Genomic DNA, 17,854 nt, shown 5'->3' with positions numbered 1-17,854 from the left:
GAGTCCTCAGAATAAGCCCAGGGAAAACAGCCAGCCGATGATGACCGCCAGCGGCCCCGTTAACTGACGTGAGAGCAGAAAGGCAGGGACGCCCTTCGCGATGGTCTCCGGCTTCGCCTCCTGCATCGAAAGGCCGACCGGCACGAAGTCGCAGCCGACCTGCACGTTGATGGCGAACAGCGCGGGCAGGGCGAAGGCCGGAGATATCGCACCCGCGCCAATCTGCGAACCAATCATCACGCCGATGACCTGCGAGATGGCCGCGCCCGGCCCGAGCACCGGGGAAAGGAACGGAATGCCACAGATGAGCGAGAGCAGCACCAGCCCCCACAACGAGTTCGCCAGCGGCGTCAGGGCGTGGGCAATCAGGCTGCCGAGTGTGGTCTCCTGCACCAGCGCAATCAGCAGCGAGACAAAGGCCATAAACGGGATAACGTTGCGCAGCGACACGTCCACCGCCTCACGGCTGGCGGCGAACAGCAGGGCGATAACGTGGCCGACGGCGGTGCCGGTCTGCTCCACCATGCGCACCAGTTTCTCCGCGCCACGCGCGGGTGGCGGCGTGGTGACAATCCGTGGCGCAGGTTCCGATATTGTCTTAGGCTCGCCGTCCGGGGCTTCGGCCGTATCGACCAGAACCAGTTGCTCCGGGGTGACGCCGGAAACGTAGTTCTCTTCGGTAATAAACTGCGCCAGCGGCCCGGCGCGCCAGGTCGGCAGCACGTTGATGGTCGGGATACCCTTCTGCGGATACAGGCCGCAGCGCAGGGACCCGGCGCAGTTAATCACCACGCACAGGATGTCGTTATCCGGCGGAATGTCAGAGAAGCCGTTAACGATTTCCGATTCGGTGAGCGCGCCGATTTCTATCGCAACCGGATGGATTTCCCGCCCGGTCAGCGACAGCACTTTTTTGCCACTGGCGACAGGCAGCCACAGCCCTTTACCGTATCCGCCGGGACCGGGTGGAATAAGCACCGTGTTCATGGGCGTCCCTCCTCAATCACCAGATTGCCGTGGAGGTCACGGAGGTTCGGCACCGGGCCGGAGAGGTGAACCGCCCCGACGTGGCAGGGATTCAGGTCACCATTGAACACCAGCGTCAGGTGGCCGAGTTCAAACAGCGCCTGCTGTGCACCTTTGCCAACACTGGTCACCAGATAATCATGGCCCGCCAGCAGCAGGCGGTCGCCGGGGAGTATCATCAGGCTCTCTTCCCGGAACGACGACTCCAGCGACAGGGAGTAATCGAGACAGTCCTTCGGGCCGTTGCTGTCGAAGGTGATGAGCATCTTGTCGCTCAGGCCATCGGCGACAAACAGCCCGATGGCAGTAATACGTGCGCAGTAAATCATCATGGGGCATTCCCCCGCTTGCTGAGCCGCAGGAACAGGTACTCGGTGATAATTCCGCGTATCAGGCCAATCAGCATGGCGGCGGCGATATAACGCAGGGCCAGCGAGGTAACGGGCAGGCCGAGCGCCTTAATCCCGGCGGCGACGCCGAGCCAGACAAACAGCTCCGACGGCACCACGTGTGGAAACAGGCTGGTGAGGGGATGAGCGGTGGTGCCGAGCGCATCTTCATAGCCGGGCTTGCTCTTCTCAGGCAGGAGCTTACCTAAAGTGAGTGCGCCGGGGCTGCTCATAAAGAACCAGCCGAGCACCGGCAGCACGCCGTAGGTGAGGATGCGCGAGCGGCCGAGCAGGGCGGCGACTTTCTCCATTCTGACGGTGCCGACCAGCTTCATCAGGAAGTTAATGGCCAGCAACAGGCAGATGAGCATCGGGATAAGCCCGGTCATCATGTCGAGGAAGATTTTGCCTGCGGCCTGGAACAGGTGAATAAAGCCTTCAGCCAGGGAGACCAGAAACATGGCGGCCTCCTGCGAGTGGTGCGATGGTGCATGGTTGTGGTTTGGTGTGCATAAACAACTCTCCTGTCAGGTATCGTTGGTTAATGCGTCCTGCCACTCACTGCGCGGGTCGTTATGTCCCGGAGTTGTCGGTTGTTGTCATGGGTTGAAGCGGTTTTCGGGGTTCGCGTTTGTTACTGGAATTGAGGTAACGGCCGGGCCAGATCGCTGATGGATGCACGTCGAGCGCGATGGCAATCAGCCACTCGCCTTTTGGCCACGGGCGCGTCAGGGTATTCGACAGCGTTGACGAGGCCAGTCCAGCTTCCCGCGACAGTTTCGCCAGACTGGTACCGCGCTTGTGTAAGGCGGCAACGATGTCGGCCGGATGCCAGTCTTTTTTAGCCATTTTGGTTACCTCAACTAATTGTTATTTATATAAAAAAATTGATAACCTTAGGTTTGATGTAATGTGTTTTTAAAAGGTGATCTAAAACATCAATACTAAGGATAACTTAGTAATATTTGTCAAAGCAAGACTGAGAATTCCCCTGTTTACTGGAAATGGAAGGGGGATCTCATGTTGACGCATCGTCTAAAAGAAGCGCGTATTAGGGCGGGTTTATCGCAGGAACGTTTAGGTATACTTGCAGGAATTGACGAAGCTACTGCCAGTCCAAGGATGAATCAGTATGAGCGGGGGACGCATGCGCCTGATTTCTCCTTGGCTTGCAAGTTTGCTGAGGTATTGAACGTACCGGCTTGCTATTTCTATACGGTTGAAGATGATTTGGCTGAATTGATGTTAATCTTGTGGTCAACATCAGAACAAAAGCGTACAGATGTGATTGCTTATGCTAAAAACAACATTACAAAGTAACGAGCTAACATTATTCTCAGTCTATTCAGATAAACGTTAGATGATGATTTTATTTGGTAAGGTGTATTTTTTAGATGTGAAGGCGTAATATTTAGTATATTAATAAATATTGAAGAGACTGCCCTCATTTTATAATGTTACAAGGGCAGGCATGTTTGTTAGGTAATTATAATTGTCGCACATCAAAGCCAAAATATCGAAGCACCTTGGTTGTTCGGCCGTTAATAACGGGTAGATTTTCTTTATTTATCCATCCAATCAGCTCTTGAACATTTGATTGTCCAAAGGCATTAAGTTTAAATTCATCGTTATAGATACAATCAGACATTCTTTTGATAATATCTCCTTTCCCATATAATAAATAAGTGATGGTCTTTTTTATTTGACTGATGTCATTGCTTGTTGAGAATTCTTCTATTAATGTGTCCAGTCCTCCTTTGTAAAATCTTAAGCGATCATGAAAAGAGTGAAGAACACATAATGCATCAACTATTTCTCCGGCATTGCTTTGCTCAATTGAGTCTGGTGATTTAAATACATTGTAAATGAGAGGGTAATTTATAGGGACAATTCTTTCTTCAAAATGCTCCCATGGTGTTGATAACCATTCATTTACTAGTGTACGCAGATGAGATTTTTGCATATCAGTCCATCCGAGTGGTTGGGCTAACCAAGTTTCTTGAGTTGCATAGTAATCACGTACAAAACTGAAAAATGAATCAATTTCAAGGCGTAACGGAATCTGTTCTTCAGGAACTTTTCTTTGAAAAGATGAGTATATCTCTTCAATACATTCAAAAGCATAGACTGATGTTTGATATGATTTTCGATAAGACTCCAAAAATATAGAGCTCTGTGAGATGTGTTTTTTCCCTCTATTTATATTTGAGTAATTTATATCTCCTATTTTATCCAAAACTTCGTTGTCAAGGCTTATTATTTGAGATGATAGTTTTGAATATTTATTGTAAATATTCTTGTAATCTTTTATTGCTTCTTTGCTTAGTACATTTGCAGACTCCCAATAGTTAGAAAATAGACTGGTTAATTCTTCGAATCTGTGGTCCTCTGAATTCAAACTAACCATTACTTCTTGATTTGTCAGGAGAGCGGCATTAGTTAAATTGGCAGAGCCAACTAATAATGAGCTATCTCCAAAAATATAAAGTTTGGGATGGAATGAATTGTTGGTAAAGAACCTTGCTTCAACATTTTTATGTGAAAGTAATTTCTCTAAAGCAAATGGCGATGTAGGGAATCCCAATCTTACAATGATTCTAATATGGCATCCTTTTTCAAGCAAACTGTCAATTACATTAAATTCAGTAAAAAAAGCAGAAGCAATAAATATATCCATATTATTCTGAATGTGATGTGTAAATGCATGTTTAACAAAATCCTGCCGTGAATTTCTGTTGGTATATAGATCAGTCATGCTATTCCCTTACTATGATTTGCTTCACAGAATTTTCTCTGTGAAGATAGTTATCTAATCTATTTGAACTTTTATTCCAATACAATCAAAGATATGGATATTTATGATGAAGTGTGATGGTGTTTCGAAAGAGCATTACCAGTTAAAATTGATTTAGTACTTGTAATCATAGCTGCTTCCACTTCACTGCATCCGGTCTCCTTCATAATCCGCATCCTTTCCGCCTTCTCATGCTTCTCGGTCATCGCCAGCGCAAGATACAGCGCTGGCGGCACCACCCGGAACAGCGCTTCCACGCGCGGCGACAGCACGACACCTTCGGTATACTGCCCCGGCGATTTCACCGCTGAGCGCAGCAGTTGCCGCTGTTCCTCGGTCAGCGCCTTAAACCGGCACACCTGTTCAATCTCCTCCGACGGCATTACCAGCAGTTCCCACCACTCAATCATATTTAGCAGTTTCTTCGCCTCGTCGGGAAAATCCGCCAGGTTCTGCGTCGCCAGCCATAGCCAGATCCCGAGCTTGCGCCACATCTTCGAGCCCTTCGTGAGGAACCGCGCCAGCAGCGGATTAACGGTAATGATATGCGCCTCGTCGGTAATATTAACGATTGGCCGCGCCAGATGCTGGTCGCGCTCGCCGAGGTTATTGATATGGTTAATCAGTGAGATATAGCTGATGGCAAGCTGGGCTTCGTAGCCTTCGCGGGCAAAGGTGGCGAGATCCACCAGGGTGATATCGGCTTCCGGCCACATCTGTCCTTCGCGGTTAAACAGTTCGCCTTCAAACCCGGCGCAGAACAGGTTGATGGACTCCGCCATTTCATACGCCCGCTGGCGGCGGACTTCCGGCAGGCTGCTGTCGCGGGAAAGAGTGAATAGTGCGTCACGGATATCTTGCGTCAGCGTCTGTCGTTTTTCCTGATGGCAGGTATGCGCGGCAGCGATAATCGCCTGGCGGATCATCGCCCGATCCGGCCGGGTGAGGCGCGCATCCTCCTTTGCTTCGCCGCCGGTGATCATCAGCCGGGCGGTGATCTCCATTTCGCCGAGCACGTCTCGCTGGTCGTCGCCCTCGCTCTCTTCGTCCTCCGGCGGTTCGGCGTCGGTAACCGCCTGTTCCACCAGTCGCGAGGCATCGGCGAACAGGGGCAGGGTAACGCCGGAGCCGGGACGCAGGCTGATTTTATTCACCGTCAGGCCGTGGACGGCGGCGTAGTCGGCCATCAGGCCGAACGAGTTCCCGGCCTCAATGATAAACAGGCGCGGGCGATGCAGCGCCATTAGTTGCGCGATTTTCGCGTTCAGCGTGGCGGATTTGCCCGCTCCGGTCGGGCCGAGCAGCAGCAGGTGCCCATTCTGCGCACGGTCAAGCTTGTTCAGCGGATCGAAGCATAGCGGCGTGCCGCCGCGATTGAAGTAACAAATCCCCGGATGCCCGGTGCCGGTTTCCCGTCCGTACACCGGCAGCAGTCCGGCGATATGCTGCACAAAGTTGAACCGGGTATACAGCCCGCGCGGATCGCGTAGAGGATCGAAACACATTGGCAGCCAGCGTAACCAGTGGCTGAGCGGGGCGACTTCATGCTGTTCCTGCACCGGCACCAGTCCGGTATTCAGCAACAGGCTGTACAACTGGCGCTGCTGGCGAAACAGGGCATCGGTATCGGGTGCATGAAGGTAGAACGCCAGCGTACTGCGGTAAAGCTTATGCCCGTCCTTCAGGTAGCTGCGCACCTCGCGGCAGTCGCGGCGGGTGTATTCCGAATCGGTATTGTCGCCAATCGCCCGGTCGGAAAGGTGGCTGGTGTGCTGCTCCAGTTTGTCCTGCGGATACACCACCACCGTCAGGTTCATGATAGTGCCTGCTGGCAACAGGTCGAACAGGGCGTTAATGCCGTCGCCGCGCGTGGTTTCTCCGGTCAGCAGACCGGGCGGTGGCGCTTTGCGCAGGCGGTCGACGACCACCACTTTATGCGGGCGGTTATCCAGCCACCAGACACCGTTCTCTGCATCTGAGCGCGGTTCGCTCGTCAGCAGTCGTTCGGCAAAATCGGTGATAACGGGCAGGGATTCTGCGTCCGGTAAATCCAGTTGTCGCCAGAAGGCTTTTTTATCCTCAACGGGCGGCGCGGGGTTAAACCAGCGCACCAGCCAGCGGTGAATGGCCTGTTCATTCTGGCGGACCGCACTGATGCCTGCCGCTTTAAGCCCGGCGGTGAGCCGTTCACATATGTGGTTCAGCGTTTCTTCCGGGGACGGTTCATCCGGGGAGAGGCCGGGCAGCCAGCGGTAAACCACCATCCGCGTGCGCCGCCATGTCGCCCCCCAGCGGGTACGGGTGACGGTGTTATCGAGAAACAGCCCCTCGTCGCGGGTGAGATTCGCCATATGGTTTGTCATCTGCGTGAGCCATTCGCGGGTAAAGGCGGAGTCGCGGATCTCCGGCGAGGCATAAGCCGCTAGCGTCTCCAGCCACGCCTCGCTGTCGTCCTCATCCTGACAGAAAAACTGTACCACCCACGGCGCGCGCTCGTGCTCGTCAAAGGCATCCTGCAATGCATCGGTGACGGTATCGCGGACTTGCTCCAGAAACGCCGTCGAGCGGCCTTCGGTGCCCACGGGATTTAGCTCAAATACGGCACCTACCGAGCGGCCATCCTCCAGCAGCAGCGTTTGTGAATTCGGTAAAAATTCCACCCACGGTAGCCAGTCGACAAATGACGGGCCCTTGCGGTAGCTGGCATTCAGCGCCTGTCCGGTCAGGCCGTGTCGTTCATTCATGGCGGCGTCAGGCGTTCGCCCGGCAGCGCATACTGCGGGCGGGTGTAGAAGGGAAAGACGGTGCTGTAGCCGGGCACCGGTGTGTTGCCGTTAAGGTGCGGGAATACGTACAACACCATATCCGGGTTGGGCAGGCGCGGAAACTGGCTGCGGATCGCGTCTGCCGCCGGTTGATCTACCGGACCATCTGGCGGGCGGCGCAACCGGGCGCGCGCATCCAGCAGGGCCGCGCTGCCACCGCTTTGCTGCTGCCACAGTGAGAGCATGCTGGCATCAGGATCGACCGGCATCAGTTCCTCCTGCGAGGTGCTACACCCGGCCAGTAAAAACAGAAGTATCAGGATGGTGTATTTCATTCCAGTCCCCCCGGCGTGCTGGCCTGCTGGTATTTCACTTTGCGGCCTTCCGGCTCGTAGTCGATGGTCAGCGGTTCGGTGAGATGTACCGCCACCTTGTGGCCCGGTGGCACATATACCGCATCAAACATCTGGCCGTAGTGCTGTTTCATCCAGTCGGCGGTATCTTTTAATCCGCCGCCGATGGCCTGGCCGAGCACGTACTGACCGTTGTTGCCCGTCACTGCGCTGGTGATGCTGCCGTCCTCCACCACGGTGGTGCTTTCACCATTGGCGAAGGCCTGCGCCGCCGCGCCGGAACCCGCCAGCAGGAACTGCGAGGTCAGGTACTCCTTCGCGTTGCTTTTGCGCTCGCCGGGAATACACGGCAGTCCCTGGTTATCCGAAAGCCAGCCGATCTCCTGCTGTTTGTTGCCGGATTTGCCGCCATGCGGGACGGTGCGGATGGTGCCGTCGTGGAACACAAAGGTCATGGAGGTGATTTGCCCGCGCACGCAGGAGAGCGTCCAGTCGCCGGAAGCGATGCCGGAGACCACCGCGCCCGCCACGTCGGGCAGTTCGATGCCGTTGGCGGTGAGGTTGTCCTCGCCAATCAGCAATTTGAACGGATAGGGATCGCTGACGGTGCCGTTAAGCGGCACGCGGCCAATCAGCGCCGTCATGGCGACCGATCCGGTCAGCGTGGCGTTCTGCGGCAGGGTGTAAACCTTCACATCAGGTTTTGGCGGCGGTTTGTCCGCCGCTTTCAGAGGGACGCGCAGCAGCTTTTCATCCATGGGCGGGGGCGCATCCAGCGGCTCCAGCCAGCGGATATCCGGCTGCACATCGGCAGGTAGTTCGCCGGGCGTGAGCCCCAGACCGGGCGGGATATCGTCGGGGCGTTTCGCCATCAGGCGGTCGAGTTTATCCAGCAATCCCCGCTGGTTTTTCAGTAGCTCGTCGCGCATCTGGTCCTGCTGCCTGCGCATATCGCCGCGCAACTCCGATACTAGCGTCGCCTGCTGCGCTTTCAGCCGCTTCTCGCGCGCCTGCTGGCTTTCATTATCGCTCTGGATAGCCTGAAGCTCGCGGCGGTACTGCTTCATCTGGCCGACCAGCGTGGCGACGGTATCGGCAGGCGTGTCGCCATCGATGCCCAGATCGCGCAGTTCCTGCGGCGTTAATGCTGCCACGCTGCGGGACGGGGATTTCTCAGTGGTGTTTTTGCTGGCGGGACGCAGCAGCAGCCATACCGTTACCAGCACAATCACGGGCAGCAGGATTTTCAGCAGGAGACTCTGGCGCGGCATCATGGTTTCGACTCCGGCAGCAGGGCGCGGGAAACCGGGCCTTCCGTCACCAGGTACACCACGGTGGTATCTTCTGCCAGACCACGCGGGCCGAGCCAGTCATGCTGGAACGCGGCGGCGGTGAACTGCCCCTGAAGCTCGCGCGGATCGAGCGTGATGCGCTGTCCGCTCTGGTTTTGCAGGCGGATGGCGGTGACGGTGGTGGCGTTAATCTGCCATGACGCCAGCGGGATGGCGGTAACAGGCTGCTGCGGCAGTAAGGTGGTGATGCGTTTCGCCAGCCGGACGGGCGCAGGCGTGACGCCGGGCAGGGCTTCGACGGTGCGCAGCGGCGCATACAGATTCTGCGCGGCATAGCGCACCAGCAGGACGGGCAGGGGCTCGGTTGATGCTGTCACCGGGACGGACGTTTTTGCTGTGGCAGGCGTCTGCGGCGCATAGCTGATTTGTACGGGTTCAAGTGGCGAAGTGTTCTGGATGGCATGAATATCCAGCAGGATCAGCTCGCCGCTGCCGGTATCTCGTAGTTGAATGCGGGTGGACGGGAACGCCGTATTTGCCAGCAGGAAGACCTTTCCGCCCGCGCTTTGCAGGCGCACTTTACCTTCCAGCGTGGCGGAATAGCCGATGCGCACCGCTTTCCCCACGTCGACAATCCGCTCCTGCCCGACATGCAGCGCGACGGGTAGCGGGATGTTTTCCCACTGCACCACTTCCGTGGCGAAGGCCGGGAGACTGAATAACAAAGCAAAGAAGAGGTATTTCATTGTTTCTCCTCGGCTACCAGACGCTGCGGAGCGGCATCGGTACAGTCGATCGCCAGTCCCCACGGGTTTTTCTCCGCATCAATGGCGTAGCGCACCACCTGCAACGGGTAGCGCACCAGCGCTTTTTTCACCGGCTCGTTCTGGTAATACTCTTCAACTGCCACGTCCAGCGTTACCCGCCAGGTGTCCTGGCTTAAGGTCTCGACGCGCGGGACAGGGTGTTTATCACCATCATGTACCAAACTGCTGTAGCCGTGGCCGGGAAGCTCATACACGCCTCGTGTCCGTTCGCGCAGTTCACCGCCGTTGCGCCGCACCTGGAAATCGTGCTCCAGGCGGGTGTAACAGGCGGGCGTCAGGTAGGCGCGCAGCGAGCGGAGGTTGCGGGAATAGTCCTCCTCGCCGTTGTCCGGCCAGCGGTTCAGTTGCTGGAAAATATAAAAGGTGAAGGCGTAGACGCTGGCGGGAGGCACTTCCCACCACGGGCGGGTGCTGCCGCTGCGCAGATCCGGCGGGAACCAGAGGGTGAGCTTTTGCGGCGCGCTGTACCAGCCGTAGCCGACGCCCGCCAGACACAGGCACAGCAGAATAATCACCGCCCGCAGCGTCAGGATATGGTTATCGCGCTCGGCCAGCGCGTGGCGAAAGCGGCTCATCGCGGACTCCTGCGCACTACCCATACGGTACTGTGCTGCACCAGTTGTGCGCCGCGAAGATGATGACGTTCCAGCCAGGCAAGGATTGCTAAGGGTAGCCAACTGTCGGGCTTACCGCGTTTGGCTCGCGCCAGAATGCGCCCACCGCCCTGAATCAGCAACGCCGCGCCTGCCAGCGCCGAACCGGGGATCAACGGCCAGTAACCGGTGAGCAGGGCCAGCAGAATGCCGGATATGCAACCACCACCAAGACCGCTTGCCAGCGCCAGAAACAACTCTCTGGTGGTCAGGCCGCGCCAGACCACCGGTTCACGGTTGAGGCGGTCGGGTAGGAAAGGAATTGTCGTCATCAGAGGATGTCCGAGGCCTGGTTGAGCAGCCAGATGATGATTACCAGCAGAATGCTGCCAACCCCCGCCATCGAGCCCAGATCTTTCCACTGCTTGCGTCCGCTCTGGATCTCCGAATAGGTGGCGATACAGTTGTTCGCTACCACCAGAAATCCGACGGCACAGATGCCCAGAGCCAGCACGACCACGATATCAAAACCGTAGTTCTGCAGCGTCTCCATAATGCCCTTGCCCTGGCCACGTGACGGATCTTCCATCGTCGGCAGGTCGGCGAGGGCGTTAAATGTGGCGAGCAGCAGTAATAAAAGCCAGCGCATGATGCCTCCTCAGCTCAGGACCAGCCAGAAACTGACCAGAACCAGTAATAGTGAACGGGCCGCTACCGCGCCAAAACTCTGCCAACTCAGGCGCTGGCGGCAGACGCCCTGCCAGGCGACCAGCAGTGTCCAGGCACACCACAGCAGCAGGGCGCTGGTAAACAGACCGAGCACCAGCAGGCTGACGGTCTCCGGTTTGCTCAGGCTGGCGGCCTGGAAGGCGGCGAGTTGCGAATCAGTCATCGGGGTTCTCCTGCTGGTAGCTGGCGCTCAGAGGCTGAATGGCGCGCGGCTGCGCTCTTGCCGGGCTAAGGTAGCGGCGGATGCCCTGTTCAACGGCAGAAATGTCTTGCTGCGCCTGTGAGTAGTCGAAGAAGTAGCGCGACTGTGGATCGGTGCTGGCGCTGCTCCGGGCGCGCTCCAGCGAGGTTTTCACGCCGTCGAGTTGCTTCAGCGCGAGGGCGAGTTGGGTGGATTCCGGGGAGGCGAAGGCTGGCCCTCCGAAGCTAAGAAGAATCAGTGATAGAAGTATATGATGCTGCATAAGACAAGGTTCCACACAGGCATGAATGCGGAAGAAGATAAAAACTTTAACTTGGGATATCTTTCAGAAACTCATTGTTGATGCTGATAGTTTTTGTTAAGTCAAAAGGAATTGTGGCGACTGTAAAAATTATGAGGCGGGAAGTTGTCATTAGTAATGATTGGTTAATTGATTTAGAACACGAAAAATTTCGGTACATTCCATTATTGTTTTTCTAATGGTAATGCTTCGAGGTTAAATTATGGATGGTTTAATTAAAAATTGTCATGATAGGATTGAAGGGGACAAACATCTCAAATGTGATGCTTCCTTAGGTGATGATTGTCTTCAATGTAGCAGTAATATGTATTTTGATGGCAATGATGTGAATTACGAATGTGATAATAAAAGGTATATCTATATTGCGCGGTATTTGCCTGTTCATTCTTCTGAGATTTCTAATGCGCTTGATCATTTGGCGATGAGTTTTTATGATGAGCTTAAGGATAAAGAAAAAATAGTATTCGCAAGTTTTGGTGCTGGTCCAGGAATAGATACATATGCTTTTCATCGTTGGCTTGATAAGCATCGTAATGATTTATCCTGCAAAAATATTACTGCATTTAGGATCGAATGTTGCGATGAGTGGACTGAGTTAGCTAAAGAAGTTATGTTTTCAAATAGCCCTCAGGATTTTGAGCGAAAATATTATAGAAATATTGTGGATGTCACGACGGAGGATGTTAATTTTTCTGAAAGGTTCGATATTGCAACATTATCATATATTGTTTCTGAACTTGATGAGTCTGGTGTTAATAAATTAATTGAAAACATTAAAAATAATAAAAGTGAATGTTCATACATTGTAATTAATGACCGAAATGAACCTCTCGTCAAAGAGAAGATAATTAAAATAATGACTGCGGTAGCAGATGCAGGTTATCGTGATTATCATTATGATAGTGAACATTGTGGTTTCTCCTATCCTGATGATATATACTCAAGTATTAGTCCTAAAGTGTTTCGTAAATCTGTATATTTTGTAGGTAAATTGAAATGATAATCAGTGCCAGTAGACGAACAGATATCCCTGCTTTTTACCATGACTGGTTTATGAATCGAATTAAAGAAGGGTTTCTGTTGATACGAAATCCCTATAACTACCATCAAGTAAAAAGGATATCTTTGCTTCCCGAAGATATCGATGCTATCGTTTTCTGGACGAGAAACCCCGGTAAGATGCTATCTGATCTGGATCTTCTTAAGGAGTTTAAATATTATTTTCAGTATACCATAACAGGTTATCCGAAAATACTGGATGCTCATGGATTAAACCCTCATCGTGCAATATCAACTTTTTTAGCGCTAAGCAAGAAAATTGGCCGTAATAAAGTAATATGGCGCTATGATCCGATAATTATTTCAAGTGCAACGCCAGTTTCTGAGCATAAACGGCTTTTCCAGAAGATAGCCTCTAATCTGGTTGGTCATACTGACCGTGTAGTGATTAGTTTCGCAGATTTGTATCAAAAAACAAAGCGAAACCTCAATCTTATCCCTGATTTTACATATAGGGATATTACTCATTTCCATGAGGAACTTTATGATTTATGCTCTTTTTTTGCAGATGTCGCTCGGGAATACGATATGCAAATATCAACATGTGCGGAATCGCTTGATCTTGAACAGGTTGGAATCGTTAAGGGTAAATGTATTGATGATAGGTTGCTGAAGGAGTTATTCGGACTACATGTTTCAGGTATAAAAGATTCAGGGCAGCGAGAAGCATGTGGATGTATCAAAAGCATTGATATCGGACAGTATAATACTTGTTTACATGGTTGTAGGTATTGTTATGCAACATTTAATGAAAATATAGTGAAAGCTAATATGAAAAAACATAATCCAATCAGCCCATTTCTTTTAGGTGATGCTTCTGATGTGGATAATGATCTTTTGAAAAATGTAATTGTTCAACAAAAGCTATTTTAATGCCTCATTTTAGGTGTTTTTTAGGAAGTGTTGGGGAAATGGATTATAACCTTCCTCGGATATTCATACACAAAAGAAGATAATAAATCATAACCCCTGCAGATAGGAATGATAAATAATCTATTTTTAGTGAGGGAAAAACATTTGGAACTGAGAGAGTTATAATAATTATATACTTACATGTTTTTCCCATTATGGAAGTTAGCCGGTTAAGAATCAACGTTGACTCATAACCCGCACCAAATCGTCGCAGATCTCGCAGAACCAATCCCTCAATCATTCCCATTGTCATACAAAATAAAAATAGTGGAAAAGTTATAATCAATCTGAGCACCTGCATCATAACACTTTGCATCGAATAAAACATAGTGTACGTTATGCTGCGGATTACAGGACTCAGTGAAGATGTCAGTTCACGTTGTTTGAAGAGACTGAGTACTATTTCTTCAGTATGTCTCAACACTATTTGGTTATATTGTAGTAAACCCAGAATATGAGTTTTTAACGGATGCCTACGTAGATCCTGCTCCAGCGCTGCCTGTTCGTGTAGCACTGCACGCGAAATATGCTCAACATCGTCTTGCGGCCATAAAAAATATAGAAATAATGTCAGCAACAGATGTAAAAAGACTCCCTCAATAATAATTACCAATGCATAACTTACAAGTCTTAATAATCCAATTACCAAGCCGGAAGGTGGCTGAGAAGGGAGTGTCGGTTGTTGCTGGCTCATTCTACGTTCCCTCCGTTCTGGCGGGGCTGCATCCATTCTGTTAGCTGCTGGATAGAATACGGCAGCGTCCAGTGTTTGTCGTCGATGGGCAGCGGCAGACGAATTTTCCACAACTGCCCGCCTTCGAGCAGGGCAAAGGCCTGCCCTTTGGGAAGCTGGATCAGCGCGGCGGTATCAAGTAGCGGCACATTACTGGTGGTTACCTGCTCGCGGGTATTGCTGGTAAAGCTGTTGATGCCGCCCGGCGTGTCGGTGACGCCGGAGCTAACCTGACGGCTGCGCACTTCCACCTGCGGCAGTTGCTTCGTCAGTAGTTCGGCGGTGGTGGTTTCGCGCACCCGCAGCATAATCAGGTTGTTGAAATTGCCGACCACCTGGCCTGCTTTGGGCGCGCTACCGAGGCGGGCCTGAATATCACTCAGCGTCTGGGTATAGGCGGTGACCTGAATGCCCGCGCCGCCGCCCTTGTTGACCAGCGGGATAAACTCCTCGCCCATCAGTTCATTAAACTCATCGCAATGCAGGTTGATGGGCGACGGTTTTTCGCTATTGCCGGGCAGTCCATCATTCAGGCCAAATTTGTAGAGATGCCCGGCGACGCTCACCAGGTCGGCAAACATCGAATTGCCGACGGCGGCAGCAACCACCGCATCAGACAGCGCATCCAGTCCGACATAGACCACCGCCTTCTGGCGGATCGCCTGCTGCCAGTCGAGGATCGGACGTATGTCGTCCAGATCGTGATAGTCGGGGGCGAGCAGGGCGGCGAGCGTGCCGGTGGTCAGCTTTTCCAGCAGCGGCAGCAGCGAGGCGACAATCTTGTCGAAGTAGGTTTTGTCATAGCGCACCGCCGAGAGCAGCCCATCGAGGATCGGATCGTAGAATTTCTCCGCGTTGAGGTACTGCTCCAGCGCCACTACGTGAGGATCGCGTCCCAGCATATGGCGCGGCGTGTTTTTGTCGTTAACGCGCTCCGCCAGTTGCGCCACCACTTCCCACGCCCGCGCGTTGTGGCGTGGCAGCACGATGCGGGCATAGTCGATAAACAGGGCGTCGATATTGACCACGTGGCGGGAAATTAACTGATAGTCGGGGCGCTGTCCGAGCGCCACCAGGGCGCGGGCGATGATGTTGACAAAGCGCCAGGCGAACTCGCGAAAGGCCGCTGAGTTACCCTCGCCGGAAAGCTGTCCAGTGAGGCGCGACGCCACTTCCGAGATGCGGCCAAAGCGCCCGATGGCGTTATAGCGGGCGGAGATCTCCGGGTAGGCCAGATGGAACAGGATAAAGCGGTCGCCGCGTCCGGCGCGCTGCGCTTCCGTCCACAGACGCTTCAGCAGATCGGCGTCGCCTTTCGGATCGAAAACGATCACCACCTCGCCACGGCGGATGTCCTGAGTGGCAAGTAGTTCCGCCAGTCGGGTTTTGCCGACGCGGGTGGTGCCAAGCACCAGCGTGTGGCCGGGGCGTTCGCTGAGCGGCAGGGTGACGTCGTACTCTTTCAGTTCTACTCCATGCAGCCACGGATTGCCGCCGACGGGCGGCAGCGGGCGCACCGGGTTCAGCCAGCGATCGGCGCTGAGCAGGCGGCTAAGACCGGGCATAGTATGCTCGCTGCGTTTTTCGATGTGTCTTGCCAGGCGGTAACACCATCCCGGGCGCAGCCAGCGTGCGGCTTCCGGTTGCAGGCAGTCGTACAGACGCTGGGTGTGGATGGGCTGCCAGCGAAAGCCCTTACCGAGAAACAGCCGCTGGCGGCTGACCGGGATATTCCTGCTGGTGATCGCGTAGCGCGGCAGGCGCAACAGGTTGCGGTGGTAGCGCACGATGTGCCAGCCCTGCCAGCCACGTCGCAGGGCCAGCAGCAACAGTGCGCAGGCCATCAGGCGGGCCTGCCACGGCGTGAGCATCAGCAGCGATGCTTGCGTCAGGCAGATTAGTGCGCCACAGCCAGCGGTGACGGTGCTGTAAAACTCCACGGGCGGGCGCAGCAGCGCTTCCAGCGCGTAGCAGCTCATGGCGGAGCGGCCTGTTGCAGGTGGCGGCTGACCAGCTTGCGGTAGCGTGCAGCGGGCGCGCCGCCTGCAGGGCGGTGATAGCGAGCTGCGGCATTGAGCCAGCTTCCGGGGCGTTCATCGTAGCGCTGACGCAGCAGTTGCGCGGTGAGCGACAGGTTCTGCAGGGGATGCAGGGCGTCGCAGGGAGAGTCAAAATACGCCCGGTGCCAGCCGATATTGATCTGCCCGAGCCCCACGTCAATGCGCTTCGGGCTGGTACGGCGGATGGCGGCCAGCAGCGCCTGACAGGCCTGCTCCCGGCTGGCGTAGCGGTAGCCGGTACCTTTGATATTGAGCGTCCACGGCCATGGGAGATGCCTGCCGCTCAGGTTCGCCCCGCTTTCGGTCTGTGTGACGGCCCACAGCAGTTCCGGCGGCACGCGGTAATTTTTTGCGGCGCGCAAGTACGCTTCCGGCAGCGGCTGTGCCAGCGCCAGGCAGGGCAGCAGCAGGATCAGGGCAGGACCTCGCGCCATTGCTCCCCCTTACGCTCCAGCGCCACCGGGATTTTGCTCTGCCCCAAAAGCAGCCAGCGACCCGCGTCGTGGTTAAGGGTGATGCTGTGTTCACTCACCAGCTTTGTGTCGATGCCGTGCGCCATCGCCCAGCGGCGCACCCGGTTATCATCGCCTTCGCTGTTGACCAGCCAGATATCCAGCGGACGCTGCTGCGCCAGCAGGGTACGCAGCAGGCTGTCGCAGGGTGGGCAGTCATCCTGGACGAACAACGAAACGCGGGAAGTGTTGGCAGAGGTGGTTTTCAGCGGTGTCAGGCCCGGATAGAGGCGTTGCCAGGCCGCGTCATAGGCGCGCTGAAAGGCGAGTTCTTTCTCCAGCCGTTGGTACTCCTGCCTGACCAGCAGTTCGGCGAAGTGCTGGCGTTCGTGGTCAGTGTCGGCTTCGACGCCCAGCGTGGTCAGTGGATCGAGCCCCGGCGACCAGACGCCGCGCGCCTGCTGTTTCAGCGTGAGATAGCGCTGCCACTCTTCCTGCGTGACGCCCCAGACGGTGGCCTGCTGTTGCGCGGTCAGCGGTCTGAGTGCAGAGTCCGCATTCTGGCTGGTCTGCATCTGGAGCGGTTGCGCCTCCACGCTTGCAGTGAGCAATAACAGGAGAATCAGGCGTTTCATCGCTTACTCCGGTACTTTCAGCGTCAACTGGCGTTTGCCGTGGCGGAATACCGCCCGACGCTCATCAAACCGCTCCAGCCGCCAGCCGCGCCACTGTTCCCCCGTGCGCAGCCACACCACCTGATGGAGGTAAACAGCCTCCGACGGCACGATCACCGCCAGGCGGATATCACCGCGCTTTACGGTCCCGGCGAGAAAAAACGGGGCCGTTAACGGCCCCAAAGGGCGGAGGGACACGGGATGACGGTAAGCCACCGTCTGGGGGAGGGAATGGTCGCTGGCGAAACAGACTTCGCGGCGGTTTTCGTCGGTGGTCATCCGCCACGCCGGGCCCGCCAGCAGTTGCAGGGCGCTCTTCAGGCGCAGCGGGCCGGTGTTGTACTGGCTCAGCGGTAATGGGAGCACATAAAGCTGCGCCCGGTGCGCATCGGCGAGACACAAAGACCAGCCGCTGTCGCGCAGCAGGTATTGCAACGCTTCCCCTACCGTCGGGTGAAAACCGGGCGGCACGGACAGGGCGGTAAGCTGTTCGAGTGGCGGCTGTTGCGGTGATGTGCTGACCAGCAGATAGCGGTCGTAGCGGACGACTTCAGGCGTGGCTGGGGAGGCGGTGGCCACGCCGATGAAAATGAACAGGAGCAGGGCTATTAATAGTCGTTTCATCGCATCCTCCACAGTGCTTTGACAGGAGCGTGCTGGATGAGAGGGCTGGGGAATACCGACAACTGTTTG

At 54.7% G+C, this 17,854-nt stretch carries 22 protein-coding genes; 3 read left to right on the top strand and 19 right to left on the bottom strand.

What is annotated here, in order from left to right; genetic code table 11:
* Nucleotides 1–6: 6 nt before the first annotated feature.
* The 4 genes from HMPREF1144_RS25440 to HMPREF1144_RS25425 form a co-directional block, all read right to left on the bottom strand.
* Nucleotides 7–987, bottom strand: coding sequence for a PTS glucitol/sorbitol transporter subunit IIB (locus tag HMPREF1144_RS25440; RefSeq protein ID WP_009654412.1), 981 nt, complete (start codon nucleotides 985–987; stop codon nucleotides 7–9).
* Complete coding sequence (locus HMPREF1144_RS25435) at nucleotides 984–1,358, bottom strand: PTS glucitol/sorbitol transporter subunit IIA (RefSeq protein ID WP_009654453.1); 375 nt, start codon at nucleotides 1,356–1,358, stop codon at nucleotides 984–986. The genes HMPREF1144_RS25440 and HMPREF1144_RS25435 overlap by 4 nt, the downstream gene beginning before the upstream one ends.
* A complete protein-coding gene (locus HMPREF1144_RS25430) occupies nucleotides 1,355–1,876 on the bottom strand; it encodes a PTS glucitol/sorbitol transporter subunit IIC (protein ID WP_009654432.1) in 522 nt (173 codons plus the stop codon). The genes HMPREF1144_RS25435 and HMPREF1144_RS25430 overlap by 4 nt, the downstream gene beginning before the upstream one ends.
* Nucleotides 1,877–1,988: 112 nt before the next feature.
* Nucleotides 1,989–2,264, bottom strand: coding sequence for a helix-turn-helix domain-containing protein (locus HMPREF1144_RS25425; protein WP_009654445.1), 276 nt, complete (start codon nucleotides 2,262–2,264; stop codon nucleotides 1,989–1,991).
* 171 nt (nucleotides 2,265–2,435) lie between these two features.
* On the opposite strand from HMPREF1144_RS25425, the gene HMPREF1144_RS25420 reads away from it, so the two are divergent.
* Nucleotides 2,436–2,735: a helix-turn-helix transcriptional regulator gene (locus HMPREF1144_RS25420; RefSeq protein ID WP_042928503.1), complete on the top strand. Its 300-nt coding sequence runs from the start codon at nucleotides 2,436–2,438 to the stop codon at nucleotides 2,733–2,735.
* Nucleotides 2,736–2,901: 166 nt separating this feature from the next.
* Here HMPREF1144_RS25420 and HMPREF1144_RS25415 read toward each other — a convergent pair whose 3' ends face one another.
* The 10 genes from HMPREF1144_RS25415 to HMPREF1144_RS25370 form a co-directional block, all read right to left on the bottom strand.
* Complete coding sequence (locus HMPREF1144_RS25415; RefSeq protein ID WP_009654402.1) at nucleotides 2,902–4,170, bottom strand: phospholipase D-like domain-containing protein; 1,269 nt, start codon at nucleotides 4,168–4,170, stop codon at nucleotides 2,902–2,904.
* A 101-nt stretch (nucleotides 4,171–4,271) separates the two neighbouring features.
* A complete protein-coding gene (locus HMPREF1144_RS25410; RefSeq protein ID WP_009654408.1) occupies nucleotides 4,272–6,953 on the bottom strand; it encodes a conjugative transfer ATPase in 2,682 nt (893 codons plus the stop codon).
* Nucleotides 6,950–7,309, bottom strand: coding sequence for a TIGR03751 family conjugal transfer lipoprotein (locus HMPREF1144_RS25405; RefSeq protein ID WP_009654436.1), 360 nt, complete (start codon nucleotides 7,307–7,309; stop codon nucleotides 6,950–6,952). The genes HMPREF1144_RS25410 and HMPREF1144_RS25405 overlap by 4 nt, the downstream gene beginning before the upstream one ends.
* The gene (locus HMPREF1144_RS25400; protein ID WP_009654426.1) at nucleotides 7,306–8,601 is read right to left on the bottom strand and encodes a TIGR03752 family integrating conjugative element protein; all 1,296 of its coding nucleotides are present in this window, start codon (nucleotides 8,599–8,601) and stop codon (nucleotides 7,306–7,308) included. Before HMPREF1144_RS25400 ends, HMPREF1144_RS25405 begins: the two co-directional genes overlap by 4 nt.
* A complete protein-coding gene (locus HMPREF1144_RS25395) occupies nucleotides 8,598–9,365 on the bottom strand; it encodes a TIGR03749 family integrating conjugative element protein (protein WP_009654428.1) in 768 nt (255 codons plus the stop codon). Before HMPREF1144_RS25395 ends, HMPREF1144_RS25400 begins: the two co-directional genes overlap by 4 nt.
* Nucleotides 9,362–10,021: a PFL_4703 family integrating conjugative element protein gene (locus HMPREF1144_RS25390; RefSeq protein WP_009654420.1), complete on the bottom strand. Its 660-nt coding sequence runs from the start codon at nucleotides 10,019–10,021 to the stop codon at nucleotides 9,362–9,364. Before HMPREF1144_RS25390 ends, HMPREF1144_RS25395 begins: the two co-directional genes overlap by 4 nt.
* Nucleotides 10,018–10,371 (bottom strand): TIGR03750 family conjugal transfer protein, encoded by a 354-nt coding sequence (locus HMPREF1144_RS25385; RefSeq protein ID WP_009654444.1) that lies wholly within the window; start codon nucleotides 10,369–10,371, stop codon nucleotides 10,018–10,020. Before HMPREF1144_RS25385 ends, HMPREF1144_RS25390 begins: the two co-directional genes overlap by 4 nt.
* Complete coding sequence (locus tag HMPREF1144_RS25380) at nucleotides 10,371–10,688, bottom strand: TIGR03745 family integrating conjugative element membrane protein (RefSeq protein ID WP_009654415.1); 318 nt, start codon at nucleotides 10,686–10,688, stop codon at nucleotides 10,371–10,373. The genes HMPREF1144_RS25385 and HMPREF1144_RS25380 overlap by 1 nt, the downstream gene beginning before the upstream one ends.
* 9 nt (nucleotides 10,689–10,697) lie before the next feature.
* On the bottom strand, nucleotides 10,698–10,931 hold the full coding sequence (locus HMPREF1144_RS25375) for a TIGR03758 family integrating conjugative element protein (protein ID WP_009654440.1): 234 nt from the start codon (nucleotides 10,929–10,931) through the stop codon (nucleotides 10,698–10,700).
* The gene (locus HMPREF1144_RS25370) at nucleotides 10,924–11,232 is read right to left on the bottom strand and encodes an RAQPRD family integrative conjugative element protein (protein ID WP_009654443.1); all 309 of its coding nucleotides are present in this window, start codon (nucleotides 11,230–11,232) and stop codon (nucleotides 10,924–10,926) included. The genes HMPREF1144_RS25375 and HMPREF1144_RS25370 overlap by 8 nt, the downstream gene beginning before the upstream one ends.
* A gap of 241 nt (nucleotides 11,233–11,473) precedes the next feature.
* Here HMPREF1144_RS25370 and HMPREF1144_RS33130 point away from each other — a divergent pair, with 241 nt between their 5' ends.
* Both HMPREF1144_RS33130 and HMPREF1144_RS25360 read left to right on the top strand, forming a co-directional pair.
* A complete protein-coding gene (locus HMPREF1144_RS33130; RefSeq protein ID WP_157214918.1) occupies nucleotides 11,474–12,271 on the top strand; it encodes a hypothetical protein in 798 nt (265 codons plus the stop codon).
* Entirely contained in the window at nucleotides 12,268–13,203 is a 936-nt protein-coding gene (locus HMPREF1144_RS25360) for a DUF1848 domain-containing protein (protein ID WP_009654398.1), read from the top strand. Before HMPREF1144_RS33130 ends, HMPREF1144_RS25360 begins: the two co-directional genes overlap by 4 nt.
* 43 nt (nucleotides 13,204–13,246) lie before the next feature.
* On the opposite strand, the gene HMPREF1144_RS25355 is transcribed toward HMPREF1144_RS25360, so the two are convergent.
* The 5 genes from HMPREF1144_RS25355 to HMPREF1144_RS25335 are packed head-to-tail and all read right to left on the bottom strand — an operon-like array spanning nucleotide 13,247 to nucleotide 17,785.
* Nucleotides 13,247–13,936 (bottom strand): DUF4400 domain-containing protein, encoded by a 690-nt coding sequence (locus HMPREF1144_RS25355; protein ID WP_042928498.1) that lies wholly within the window; start codon nucleotides 13,934–13,936, stop codon nucleotides 13,247–13,249.
* On the bottom strand, nucleotides 13,933–15,954 hold the full coding sequence (gene traD, locus HMPREF1144_RS25350) for a type IV conjugative transfer system coupling protein TraD (protein ID WP_009654416.1): 2,022 nt from the start codon (nucleotides 15,952–15,954) through the stop codon (nucleotides 13,933–13,935). Before traD ends, HMPREF1144_RS25355 begins: the two co-directional genes overlap by 4 nt.
* The gene (locus tag HMPREF1144_RS25345; RefSeq protein WP_009654414.1) at nucleotides 15,951–16,469 is read right to left on the bottom strand and encodes a transglycosylase SLT domain-containing protein; all 519 of its coding nucleotides are present in this window, start codon (nucleotides 16,467–16,469) and stop codon (nucleotides 15,951–15,953) included. The genes traD and HMPREF1144_RS25345 overlap by 4 nt, the downstream gene beginning before the upstream one ends.
* Nucleotides 16,448–17,122: a TIGR03759 family integrating conjugative element protein gene (locus HMPREF1144_RS25340; protein ID WP_009654457.1), complete on the bottom strand. Its 675-nt coding sequence runs from the start codon at nucleotides 17,120–17,122 to the stop codon at nucleotides 16,448–16,450. Before HMPREF1144_RS25340 ends, HMPREF1144_RS25345 begins: the two co-directional genes overlap by 22 nt.
* A 3-nt stretch (nucleotides 17,123–17,125) precedes the next feature.
* Nucleotides 17,126–17,785 (bottom strand): integrating conjugative element protein PilL, PFGI-1 class, encoded by a 660-nt coding sequence (locus HMPREF1144_RS25335; RefSeq protein ID WP_009654452.1) that lies wholly within the window; start codon nucleotides 17,783–17,785, stop codon nucleotides 17,126–17,128.
* Nucleotides 17,786–17,854 lie beyond the last annotated feature (69 nt).

The sequence above is a fragment of the Klebsiella sp. OBRC7 genome (assembly GCF_000293135.1).
Taxonomy (GTDB): domain Bacteria; phylum Pseudomonadota; class Gammaproteobacteria; order Enterobacterales; family Enterobacteriaceae; genus Klebsiella; species Klebsiella michiganensis.
The sequence above is the reverse complement of the archived record's forward strand: the minus strand, read 5'-3'. Positions and strand labels throughout refer to the sequence as shown.